Origin of the sequence: Telmatobacter bradus (assembly GCF_048629425.1) — a bacterium.
GTDB lineage: Bacteria > Acidobacteriota > Terriglobia > Terriglobales > Acidobacteriaceae > Telmatobacter > Telmatobacter bradus.
In genome coordinates this window covers 3,872,254-3,883,963 of record NZ_CP184532.1, presented here as the reverse complement: position 1 = coordinate 3,883,963, position 11,710 = coordinate 3,872,254, and the positions used below count along the sequence as shown (strand labels likewise).

The 11,710-nt window shown below is 57.6% G+C and carries 8 protein-coding genes; 2 read left to right on the top strand and 6 right to left on the bottom strand.

Features of this window, described 5'->3' with window-relative positions; translation table 11 throughout:
• Nucleotides 1-175: 175 nt before the first annotated feature.
• A complete protein-coding gene (locus ACOBR2_RS15940; RefSeq protein WP_420237098.1) occupies nucleotides 176-1,870 on the top strand; it encodes an FAD-dependent oxidoreductase in 1,695 nt (564 codons plus the stop codon).
• A gap of 231 nt (nucleotides 1,871-2,101) precedes the next feature.
• On the top strand, nucleotides 2,102-2,509 hold the full coding sequence (locus ACOBR2_RS15935) for a cytochrome c3 family protein (protein WP_420237097.1): 408 nt from the start codon (nucleotides 2,102-2,104) through the stop codon (nucleotides 2,507-2,509).
• A 106-nt stretch (nucleotides 2,510-2,615) separates the two neighbouring features.
• On the opposite strand, the gene ACOBR2_RS15930 is transcribed toward ACOBR2_RS15935, so the two are convergent.
• The 6 genes from ACOBR2_RS15930 to ACOBR2_RS15905 all read right to left on the bottom strand — a co-directional run bounded on the left by ACOBR2_RS15930 (nucleotide 2,616) and on the right by ACOBR2_RS15905 (nucleotide 11,374).
• Nucleotides 2,616-5,891, bottom strand: a complete 3,276-nt coding sequence (locus ACOBR2_RS15930) for a vitamin B12-dependent ribonucleotide reductase (RefSeq protein ID WP_420237096.1) — start codon at nucleotides 5,889-5,891, stop codon at nucleotides 2,616-2,618.
• A gap of 283 nt (nucleotides 5,892-6,174) precedes the next feature.
• Nucleotides 6,175-6,387, bottom strand: a complete 213-nt coding sequence (locus tag ACOBR2_RS15925; protein WP_420237095.1) for a type II toxin-antitoxin system RelE/ParE family toxin — start codon at nucleotides 6,385-6,387, stop codon at nucleotides 6,175-6,177.
• Nucleotides 6,388-6,402: 15 nt separating this feature from the next.
• The gene (locus tag ACOBR2_RS15920) at nucleotides 6,403-6,534 is read right to left on the bottom strand and encodes a type II toxin-antitoxin system RelE/ParE family toxin (RefSeq protein ID WP_420237094.1); all 132 of its coding nucleotides are present in this window, start codon (nucleotides 6,532-6,534) and stop codon (nucleotides 6,403-6,405) included.
• Entirely contained in the window at nucleotides 6,527-6,799 is a 273-nt protein-coding gene (locus ACOBR2_RS15915; protein ID WP_420237093.1) for a type II toxin-antitoxin system ParD family antitoxin, read from the bottom strand. Before ACOBR2_RS15915 ends, ACOBR2_RS15920 begins: the two co-directional genes overlap by 8 nt.
• 222 nt (nucleotides 6,800-7,021) lie before the next feature.
• Entirely contained in the window at nucleotides 7,022-9,457 is a 2,436-nt protein-coding gene (locus ACOBR2_RS15910; protein ID WP_420237092.1) for a sodium-translocating pyrophosphatase, read from the bottom strand.
• A 333-nt stretch (nucleotides 9,458-9,790) separates the two neighbouring features.
• The gene (locus tag ACOBR2_RS15905; RefSeq protein WP_420237091.1) at nucleotides 9,791-11,374 is read right to left on the bottom strand and encodes an ArnT family glycosyltransferase; all 1,584 of its coding nucleotides are present in this window, start codon (nucleotides 11,372-11,374) and stop codon (nucleotides 9,791-9,793) included.
• Between the last annotated feature and the right edge of the window lie 336 nt (nucleotides 11,375-11,710).

The following is an 11,710-nucleotide window of genomic DNA, read 5'->3' as shown; positions in this document are numbered from 1 at the left end:
TCTCCCTGTGGAAAATCCCTTATGCATTGAAAACATTCAGATAAAAAACTTTCATCCGCCCTCCCCATTTGGTCTTTCGCGTGCACAAAGAATTGCATCGTGCATCATGTGCCTGGTCGACGCTTTTGGTTCGACAGGGGCTATGAAGTGTGGATTTGCAGTACAGGAGGCTACGATGTCCAAGCAGAACGAAGAAGAAAAGATGCAGGCCAGTCGGCGCACTTTCTTGAAGGGTTCGATTCTTGCCGGTGCAGTTGCCGGCGCAGCGGGTCTTGGCGGTGCACAATCTGTGCTGGCGCAGACCCCAGCTCCGTGCCAGGAGGACTGGGAGACTGCACCAGAGCTTATTCCCGACAGCAAGATCAGCAAGACCGTCACGGTCGATGTAGTCGTGATCGGTTCTGCTCTTTCTGGCTTGAGTGCAACGCGCGCTGCCTTGGAGGGCGGTGCCAAGGTTGCTGTGATTGAAAAGTCCAAGGGGATTGTCTATCGCAGCTCCGACGTGGGCGTGCTGAACTCCTCGATCCAGAAGAAGCTGGGTGTCACATACGATGCGGCCGAGGTCGTTACCACAATTCAGGACTACTACCACAACCGCACCAGCGCTGATCTGTGGCGTCACTGGGCAGAGAACAGCGGCGCAGCTCTTGACTGGTGGCTCAGCCTGGTTCCGAATTACAAGCTGGTGGACGAATCGGCTGTAATCCCGGAAGATACGACAGATGTCTATGTGCGTATGCCTCACTGGCCACATCCGAAGGCATACGATGCTGCGAAGGAGCATTACAAGATTTACTCGGTCGTACACCAGATACTGCCGGATATGGGCAATGCCCTGACGGCTGTCTATGACAAGTGCGTAGCCATGGGAGCCCAGTTCTCCTTCTCCACCCGCGCCTGTCAGCTGACTCGTCCAAACAAGCAAGGACGCGTGACCGGCGTGATCGCCCAGGACAAGGCTGGCAACTACATCAAGTACGTGGCCAACAAGAGCGTTGTGCTCTGCACGGGCGATTACAGCAATGATCGTGCGATGCTGAAAAAGTACTGCACCGCAGCGGCAGACATCTATCCTCATTCGATCTACCCCAACAAAGACGCATGGCACAAGCCGGCCAACACGGGCGACGGTCACAAGATGGGCATGTGGATCGGCGCGCAGATGGAGCATGGTCCTCACGCACCGGTCAGCCACAGCGTGGGCGGACCGCTCGGCGACGACGCTTTCTTGCTGGTGAATGTGCGTGGTCAACGCTTCATGAATGAAGACAACGATGGTCAGAATTTTACCAACGCCATCGAGCGTCAGCCCAAGATGCAGGCATTTCAGATCTTCGACACCAACTGGCCCGATCAGCTCTCCAATCAGGGCATCAGCCATGGAGATTTGAGCGCGCTCTCGAAGGCCAATGCGGCCTCATTCGGCAACGGCGGATGGACCTCGGTCGCCTATGAAAATAAGGTCATGGGCATGGCCAAAAAGGCCGACACGCTGGAGGATCTGGCGCGTCAGCTAGGATTGCCGGTTGATAACTTCGTAGCCACGGTCAAGCGCTACAACGAACTGGCTCGTGCGGGCAAAGACACGGACTACTACAAGCGTGCCGACCGTATGTACCCAATTCTGAAGGCTCCGTTCTACGGTGGACCTACCGGTCAGGCACTGCTCGTGGTCATGGGTGGTCTGGTCGTAACCAAGGATTGCCAGGTTTGCGACAACGATTTTGAGCCGATTCCGGGCCTGTTTGCCGCAGGCAACGCCATGGGATGCCGCTTCTCGGCCGATTACGCCATGTCGGTTGCAGGCGTTAGCCACGGAACCGCTCTGACCTTTGGACGCCTTGCTGGTGAACAAGCTGCCAAAGCCTAAGGCCTCGCCGGAATTGCTGTAGAGCGAAGGAAGGCTCTCAGGGTGTCTTTACATTCAGAAAGAGACACCCTGAAAGGCGCTCAAAGAGCGTACGGACTCCGTTGGTCTAGAACGACTACGGCGCCAGGTTTCTCTTCCTTCAATAGCGCGTCATTTCCGTACAGATGGCCGCTTTCACATTCTTCAACCCGCTCTTTGCTGCCTTCCCTGTTCCTTGAAGTCAGAGCGAAGATGGAAGCCACTCTGGAGTCAATTTTGCGTATGAAAACTTTCTTTCAACTGCTTGCCTTCTCGCTGTGTTTTGCAACGATCCTTGTTGCCCAGGACAAGCCAGGCGCCACACAGGATGCGCAGGGTAAGCCCTACACCTCACAGCTGCACATCAAAGCCGGTCTTGGTTGCGAAGCCTGCCATGGCACCGGCAAAAAAGCTCCCGTTGAAGCCGATAAATGCCTTGAGTGCCATGAGTCGTTCAAAGCCGTTTCCGAACGAACACAGGACATGAAGCCGAACCCACATGCCAACCACTTAGTAAAGATGAATTCCGTTGAGTGCACGGACTGTCATCACGGGCACAAGACGAACGAAGTCGTATGCAAAACCTGCCATCAGGACTTTGATTTCAGCCGTCATAAATAATCTTCCCCCGGGAATCCGCGTATAAACTCTCCTCGAGGTACGCGAATTTCTGCTCCATAAAAAAGAGGGGGACACAGAGTTTGGCGGAGGAGATCTCCGCCAAACTCTAGGAGCATCCACTAGTTGAGCCACAGCTCATGCAGCGGTAGCAACTGCCGTTGCGCACCATGATGGCTCCGCACTCTGAACAACTGGGAGCGTCGCCCATCTCATACATCTCACGCATGGCATCGGTGGCGTGATAGATGCCGCGATCCTGCAGGCTGGGCGCACTGGCCTTGCTCGGCTGCCCTGCGGCCTTGGCCTCGGGAGCAATGCCGCCCCCCGCCGGATGGCTCACCTGCTGAATGCGCCGGGCCACTTCCTCGGCCAGCTTTTCCAGCTGCGTCAGTGAAGCGTCCGTTTCATTGTCGATCATGCTGGGCGCTGCGGGCAGTTGCGGAGCCTTTGACGCCAGACCGGCAAACAGCGCCAACTGCTCACCTGACAGGAAGCGCAGATTCAGCCAGCGGAAGAGGTAGTCCATCAGGCTCTTGGCGTAGCCAATCTGCTCGTTGCCGGTCCAGCCCGAGGGCTCGAAGCGGGTGTGGGCAAACTTCTCGCAGAGCACCTTGAGCGGAACGCCGTGCTGCAGCGCCAGCGAAATTGAGGTGGCAAAAGCGTCCATCAGGCCGCTGACGGTGGAGCCTTCCTTGGCCATCTTGATGAAGATTTCGCCCGGTTGGCCGCTGGGGTAGAGCCCCACCGTGATGTAGCCCTCATGGCCAGCAATGGAGAACTTGTGCGTGATGGACGCACGCTCCTCCGGCAGGCGATGACGCACGGCACGCGGCGGCGCGTTCAGATCCTGCGCCTCCGCGCGGGCTACCGGCTTGGCCTCCAGCAACGGAACCTGCGCAGCGCGGGCAATCTCCTCCAAAGCATCCTGGAAGGCGCTGGCAGCGGCAGCCACCTGCTTGGCTGTCACTTCCACCTTCTCGGCGGGCTTGGCTTCCAGGGCTTGCCGATCGGCCTCGGCAACGGGCTGGCCAGCCGCCAGCGCACTCAACGCACGGGCTGCCACTGCCTCCAGCGCCGAGGGCTCCTTCTTTTCATCCATACTCGTATTCAGCGGCTGCGTGCCCTTCGATCCGTCGCGATAGATGGCCACAGCCTTGATGCCACGACGCCAGCTTTCGGTGTAGGCGTTGGCCACGTCCTCCACCGTCGCATCGTTCGGCAGGTTCACCGTCTTGGAGATCGCTCCGGACAGGAACGGCTGCGTAGCGGCCATCATCTTGATGTGGCCCATGGCCTGGATCGAGCGCGTGCCCTTGGCCGGCTTGAAGCTGCAATCGAAAACCGCCAGATGCTCCTCGCGAATGCCGGGCGCGCCCTCAATCGTGCCCGTCGCATCGATGTAGCTGACAATCGCATCGACCTCTTCATTCGAATAGCCCAGCTTGAAAAGCGCCGAAGGCACGGTATTGTTCACGATCTTGATCATGCCGCCGCCCACCAGCTTTTTGTACTTCACCAGGGCCAGATCGGGCTCAATACCGGTCGTGTCGCAGTCCATCATGAAGCCGATGGTTCCCGTGGGAGCCAGCACCGTAACCTGCGCGTTGCGGTAGCCGTGCTTTTCACCGCAGGCCAGCGCCACATCCCAACACTCGCGACTGGCATCGATCAGAGCGTCCAGCTGCGGAACGTGGAAGGACTCAGCCATCTGCCGCGACTTGCCAATGTTGTTCACCTCGGCGCGGTGCATGCGGATCACGTCGAGAAAGGGCTCGCGGTTCACGGAATAGCCGGGGCAGGCTCCGCCCTCACGCTCCGTCGAAGCCGTCAGCGGGGTGGCTGAAGCAATCGGCGGACAATGTGCGGCAATCATCGACGACTGCAGGTACGACTGCCCGCACAGGATGGCGGTCAGCGCCGCGGCCAGATCGCGGCCAGCCTCCGAATCATACGGCAGGCCAAAGGCCATCAGCAGCGCGCCCAGATTCGCATAGCCCAAGCCCAGCGGACGATAATCATGCGAATTGCGGGCGATCAGCTCGGTCGGATAGCCCGAATTGTCCACCAAAATTTCCATGGCGGTAATCAGCACCGAAACGGCGTGGCGATAAGCGGCAATATCGAAGACGCCCGCCGGAGTAACGAACTTCATCAGATTGAAGCTGGCCAGATTGCAGGCCGAGTTGTCCAGAAACATGTACTCCGAGCAAGGGTTGGAGGCATTGATGCGGGCCGTGTTCTTGCTGGTGTGCCACTTGTTAATGGTGGTGTCGAACTGCATGCCCGGATCGCCGCACAACCAAGTGGCCTCGGCAATCTTGTGCATGATCTCGCGGGCCTTATAGCTCTTCACCGGCTCATGGCCGTTCACCGTATAGGTGGTAAAGTCGCCATCGGCCTCGCAGGCGCGCATGAACTCGTCGCTCACCCGCACCGAATTGTTGGCGTTCTGGAAGAAGATCGATGAGAATGCCTCGGAGTCGGGGCCCGAGCCGTCGTAGCCCTGACGAATCAGCGCAAAGGCCTTGGCCTCTTCCTTCGCCTTGCACTCGATAAACTCCAGAATGTCGGGATGGTCGGAGTTCAGAATCACCATCTTGGCAGCGCGGCGCGTCTTGCCTCCACTCTTGATGACGCCCGCAAAAGCGTCAAAGCCGCGCATGAAGCTGAGTGGCCCCGAGGCCTGCCCTCCGCCTGAAAGATTCTCCATGGAGCCGCGGATCGACGACAGGTTGGTGCCCGTACCCGATCCCCACTTGAAGAGCATGCCCTCGGTCTTGGCGAGCGACAGAATCGAGTCCAGCGAATCATCGACTGAATTGATGAAGCAAGCAGAACACTGCGGATTCCTGTAGCCGGTGGCGGAAAACTCCACGCCGCCGGTAGCCGCGTCCCAGTGCCAGTTCTGGCCGTCCGCCTCGGGTTCCAGACGCTCACACCCCACGTTGAACCACACCGGCGAGTTGAAAGCAGCCTTCTGCGTCAACAACATATGCACCAGCTCATCGTGGAAGACCTGAGCGTCGAGCCGACTTGCAAAGTAGCCGCCCTTCACGCCCCAGATGCAGATGGTCTCCGCCACGCGGGCCACCAACTGACGCACGCCCGTCTCCCGCTGCGGCGTCTCCAGAGTGCCATGCAGGTACTTACTAGCCACAATGTTGGTGGCCGTCATCGACCAGTCGGAGGGAATCTCCACGTCCTTCTGCTCGAAGATGGTGTTTCCTTTGGCGTCGGTAATCAGTGCCGTGCGGCGCTCCCAGACGACCTCGTCATAGGGCGAAACGCCCTCGGTCGAAAAGTGACGGCTAAAGCTCAATCCGCGCTGGCTCAAAGAGTCCTGTTGGGCGACGGTCGAAGTCTTCAAGGGTGCTTCGTTCATTCGAATCCTCACAAGAAGAAAAATTAGTCGGACGGACGCTTCCCCCAGCGCCACAACGCGTGGAAGGTCAAAGCCCTGTCTGGTGCGCAACGAAAAAAGGGGGACAAGAAGAAATCCCGTAAGTCTGTTTTGAACGACGACTCTGCATATCGCCATTCAAAATTGCGTGGCATGAATGTCCGCAAGGGAAAAATAACGCTATCTATAGATAAAGTCAACCAAAAACCACAACATCTTGTAGTTGCTCGCATTTTCGTGCGATTCCACGAAACCGGGCTTTCTTCTACTGAAAGCTCCTGAAGTCGTTGAGGAAACAGAAGGATCCGCTGGCCAGCCTCGCAGGCCAGCCTACAAAGTCCTCATCCTCGGGCAGCATCTGCTGGTGTAGGACGCGGGTGATGCGGATTCCGCTTGGCCGCAACCGATAGAAGATCACATGGCTACCGGATTCGTGCCGACGCAGCCCCGGGCTGATCCACTCGCACGTTCTGCCCATTTCAGGGGATTTCGCCTATTTTTGAAAGCACATGCGCAGGCTGGCAATGTATCTTCTGGCCTGCTCCTCATTCCAATACTCCACCGTGTAGCGCGTCACTGCTCGCAGATCAGCAACGGCGGCTTTGGAGACGATGTATTCAGGCAACGCTGGCTCTCTTTTCTGTAGCCAGTTCCTCAATATACGCTTCCAGCCGCTCAAAGACGCCGGGTTCAGCATCCCCGCTGGCATCGCCCTCTGCGATGGCCTTGCGCAAAGCCTCCAGCTTGACCTCGTACTCGCGTTCAGCACGTTCAAGCGAGCGCAGGGCGGCCCGCATCACCTCGCTGGCGTTGGCGTACTTTCCGCTTTCCACTTTTTCGGCCACAAAACGGTCCAGTTCGTCGGTCAAATTGATGTTCCGGGTGGGCATGCAGGCACCTCTCTAGCAAGGAGCATAGCTCGATTGGCAAAGTTTGCCAATCCTCTCCTGCACTCCGCTTCAACCAACGCAAAAACGCGGCGGTGGTTTGTGCTGGACGCACTGAACCACCGCCGCGTATTGTGCCCGCCAGTCGGGCCAGGTTGAAAACTCTGGTCCGGCCAGAGCCCCGTTGCTGTGGTTGCAGTCAACGGGACAGAGCCGGGGTAAAACTTACTCGGCCTGCTTGGTTTCGATGCGCATGCCGTAGAACGACTTCCACACGAAGAAGGCAGAGATCAGGAAAAAGATCACCGTCAGCACGTGGGCCAGAATCGGATTGGAGGCCGTCAGGGTCACGGCCAGTTCCACGGCCAGCAGACCAAACAAAGTGGCGAACTTGATGATCGGGTTCATCGCCACCGAGCTGGTGTCCTTGAAGGGATCGCCCACCGTATCGCCAATCACGCAGGCATCATGCAGTGGTGTGCCCTTCATCTTCAGGTCAACTTCAACAACCTTCTTGGCGTTATCCCATGCACCACCGGCGTTGGCCATGAAGATGGCCTGGTACAAACCGAAGATGGCCAGCGAGAACAGGTAGCCGATGAACAGGAACGGCTCCATGAACGCGAAGGAGAGGGTGGCAAAGAAGACTGCCAGGAAGATGTTGAACATGCCCTTCTGCGCGTACTTGGTGCAGATTTCAACCACTTTTTTGCTATCGGTGACCGAAGCCTTCTCAACGCCCTCCAGCTTGATGTTGGCCTTGATGAACTCCACCGCGCGGTAAGCGCCAGTGGTGACAGCCTGCATGGAAGCGCCGGTGAACCAGTAGATGACGGCGCCGCCGCAGATCAGGCCCAACATGAAGGGCGCGTGCAGCAGCGAGAGCTTTTCAACGTTGACGGTCAGTCCGTGGGTAAGGGCCATGATGATGGAGAAGGTCATGGTGGTTGCTCCCACCACGGCGGTTCCAATCAGCACCGGCTTGGCGGTTGCCTTGAAGGTATTGCCGGCACCGTCGTTGGCTTCCAGCAGGTACTTGGCGCGCTCGAACTTGGCATCGATGCCAAAGTCCTTCTTTAGCTCGGCTTCGATGCCAGGAATGGTCTCGATCAGCGAGAGTTCATAGACCGACTGGGCATTGTCGGTAACCGGGCCGTAGGAATCGACGGCGATGGTGACCGGTCCCATGCCCAGGAAGCCGAAGGCGACCAAACCAAAGGCGAAGACCGCAGGAGCCAGCATGAGCAGGTCCATGGAACCGCCGAGCATGCTGAAGTAATAGCCCAGGCCCATGAGAGCGACCATGCTCAAACCCAGCCAGTAGGCCGACATGTTACCAGCGACCAGACCCGACAGAATTCCCAGCGAGGCTCCGCCTTCCTTCGACGAAGTAACGACTTCCTGCACGTGGGCCGAGTTGGTGGAAGTGAAGACCTTCACCAGTTCGGGGATGAGTGCGCCGGCCAGTGTGCCGCAGGAGATGATGGAAGCTAGCTTCCACCACAGGGTGGTATCACCGTTCAGGCTCGGAAGCATGAGGTAGGTGACGACGTAAGTCAGAAGAATGGAGATGATCGACGTGATCCAGACCAGCGAGGTCAACGGCGATTCAAAGTCCATATCGTCAGAGTGGGCGTACTTCATCTTGGCAATTGCGCCATTCAGGAAGTAAGCGATCGAGCTGGAGATCAGCATGGCCACGCGCATCACGAAGATCCAGACCAGCAGTTCAGCCTGCGTTGCAGGGCTCTTAACAGCCAGCAGGATGAAGGTAATCAGAGCCACGCCAGTGACGCCGTAGGTTTCAAAGCCATCGGCCGAGGGTCCAACCGAATCGCCCGCGTTGTCTCCGGTGCAATCAGCAATCACACCCGGGTTACGCGCATCGTCTTCCTTGATTTTGAAGACGATCTTCATCAAATCGGAACCAATGTCGGCAATCTTGGTGAAGATGCCGCCGGCAATACGCAGGGCAGCCGCGCCCAGACTCTCACCAATGGCGAAGCCGATGAAGCAGGGTCCCGCATACTCCTTGGGAACGAACAGGAGGATGAAGAGCATGATCAGAAGCTCAACCGAGATCAGCATCATGCCCACGCTCATGCCGGCCTTCAGCGGAATCGCGAACAGCGGATAGGGCTTGCCCTTCAATCCCGCAAATGCCACGCGAGAATTGGCGAAGGTGTTGACGCGAATGCCAAACCACGCAACGCCGTAGCTGCCGGCAATGCCAACCAAGCTGAACAGCAGGATGATGGGAAGCGTAACTGCGACATTTCCCACCGGTGCCAACAGGCCAAAATAGAGCGAGATGATGACTGCGATGAATACCCAGAGCAGCAGAATGAACTTGCCCTGTGTCACCAGATAGGTTTTACAGGTTTCATAGATCAGCTCGGACATTTCGCGCATGGATTTATGAACCGGAAGGTTCTTCAACTGCACGAAGATCGTCAGACCAAACAACAGGCCGCCGACGCAAAAAAGAAGCCCGATCATCAGCAGGGTTGGTCCGCTCAAGCCGAAATGCTGCACGACCGACAGATCCGGAAGCTTCAGACTGGCTTCACCACCCGCCTCCTGCGCGTTGGCAAGTGTGGGTAGCATAAGGCCCAATAGGGCCGCTACGGCCATATGCCGCATCTTCAGAAAGGACTTCATCCAATTCAGTATTGTCACAGATCCTCCCACTGCTGGTTAGTGCCGTATTCGCACGGCTGGAACGCGACCTCAAAATCTCGGGAAATTTGTCATCGGAAATCTACCATCCACTGAAGACGACGGGGCGTGATTGCAGTCACATGGAAATTATTGCTAGACGCGGCACCTTCGGATGGAGTTTTTCAACTTGCACAGTGGTCAGACCGCAGGCCAAACCAAATTGATGCCTAGCCTTTCAGCAGCAAGGATGGATTGTCAACGAAAAAAGCCCGGCGGTTAGCCGGGCTTTGCTTTTGGAGCGATCCGCTCCAAGGAGGAATTGCAGCGGAATTGCTATTCGATGTCGACCAGGATTTTGTCATCCGGCAGCGGATTGCGCAGATCACCGCCGTTATAATCGCGCGGCGTGGACAGCGGATGCAGCTTGAACAGCACGAGGTGGTTACGATCCGGATCGTCGTAAGCTGGGAAGTCGGCCACCTGTTCGAGCGAATAATGGATGTGCAGATCTTCAAGCGTGCCCGGATCCAGATCATTCCATGCCGCATACCAGCCCGGCTTCTCCTCCGCCGTACGCGTCACCAGCTCACGCGTGCCAAAGTCATCGCAGATTCCCGGCAGATGGGTCATCAGGGTGATTTCATCGTCGCTGATCGACAGCAACAAACGCTTGCCGTTGGGATGCTCGTCAATGTAGCGGGTCAACTGGTCCGTCGCCTGGGCAAAGGTATAGCTGGGGTTCAGCGTAAAACGGCCAATCCACACTGCGCCATTCAGCGTTACGGCAATCACCACCGCAATCACCACCAGGCCCAGCTTGTGCCGCCGCTTTCCGCCCTTGCCATAGCAATCATCGAGCAAGGCCGCCGCCCCTTGCGCCACCAGAATGAAGGCAAACAGGGCAACCACCACAAAATAGCGCGGCTGGGGATGATTCTGGTAGGCCATGAAGCCGATGTAACCAGCGCACGTCAACACCGAAGCGCCAAAGACCGGATCCGTCAGCAGGCCATAGCCCCAGACGCGCTTGCGGGCGGCAATGGCTCCCAGCAGCACCAGCACGGCCATGACGAAGAGCACCCGTCCCAGCCACAGACCACCATGGAAGGACCAACCGAAGCTGACCAGAGGCCAGTAGAACTCCCGCGGTTTGGGATATTTATTGATGAAAAACAGATAGTGATAGTCCTCCATCAATCCGGCGCGTTTCACCAGCGCCAGCCAACTGCCATAGATCAAAGCTGCCATTCCCGCCGTAGCGGCTGCGGTGCGCAGGATCTTTTTCCAGTCGGGCCACAGGGTACGGGCCGCCGCCCAGGCCAGGGCCGGCACCAGAAACACCGCCGTGGTCTTGGTCAGCATCATCACGGCAAACAACACGCCCAGTAGCGCTCCACCCAGCAGAGGCCGCGAGAAACGCTTCAGCCGCACGGCCAGATTCAGGGCCAACAACAGCCAGCAGGTCAGCGAAGGCTCCAGAATGGCCAGCCGGCTGAAGCAGTAATAGAACGGGCTGGTCACCATCAGGGTAACGGCCAGCATTCCGGCCCAGCGCGGCGCACGATGGCGCATCAGTAGATAGACCAGAACCGTGTTCACAAAGAAGAAGAAGATCGCCAGACCACGCGCCGCCTCCACTGTGACTCCGGTAAAGAAGAACAGCACCCACTCCAGGAATGGCCAGACCGGTAGCGCCACGGCCGTGTTCAGGTCGCCGGGGTGATACCAGTTACCGAACAGATGGGCCCGGATGGCGGCCGCGCCGTACCAGCCCTCATCGGTGTACTTGGCCCAATCGGAAAACCAGTGGGAATAGTTGGGAAAATCCGCCCGCAGATGCAGGGCGTGCACGGCGGCAAAGCCGGCAATGATCACCAGCCACAATCCATACAGCCAACACTTGGTTACTTTGTTCAACTGCAGATCAAACACTCCTCGAACCATCCAACGGGATACATCGCAGATTTGGTTCCAAAATGGCAACTCGGGCTGTATAAGCTGGATACGCAGCCTTTGCAGGCAATAACTTGAGTATACGACGGCGTCAGTTGCCTGGCTTCAGCCCTTTGGATTTCATAGTCACGTTACCAAGGAGATGACTGTTTCATTCCTGTTCATGTTTTTTGCAGAGCCGCCGATGAATGCACCGTAGGCCCTGGGAAGCTACAAGGGGCCACGGAGGCGACAGAAGTTGAGATCTATACAGAGCGCCGCACCCTATCCCCTTCAGCCACCTGTTTCCGGACTAAGTCT

Bases quoted from the DNA above. Each gene is read 5' to 3' on its own strand.
- ACOBR2_RS15940 (WP_420237098.1), top strand. From the start codon at position 176: ATGTCCAAGCAGAACGAAGAAGAAAAGATGCAGGCCAGTCGGCGCACT.
- ACOBR2_RS15935 (WP_420237097.1), top strand. From the start codon at position 2,102: ATGGAAGCCACTCTGGAGTCAATTTTGCGTATGAAAACTTTCTTTCAA.
- ACOBR2_RS15930 (WP_420237096.1), bottom strand. From the start codon at position 5,891: ATGAACGAAGCACCCTTGAAGACTTCGACCGTCGCCCAACAGGACTCT.
- ACOBR2_RS15925 (WP_420237095.1), bottom strand. From the start codon at position 6,387: ATGGGCAGAACGTGCGAGTGGATCAGCCCGGGGCTGCGTCGGCACGAA.
- ACOBR2_RS15915 (WP_420237093.1), bottom strand. From the start codon at position 6,799: ATGCCCACCCGGAACATCAATTTGACCGACGAACTGGACCGTTTTGTG.
- ACOBR2_RS15910 (WP_420237092.1), bottom strand. From the start codon at position 9,457: ATGAAGTCCTTTCTGAAGATGCGGCATATGGCCGTAGCGGCCCTATTG.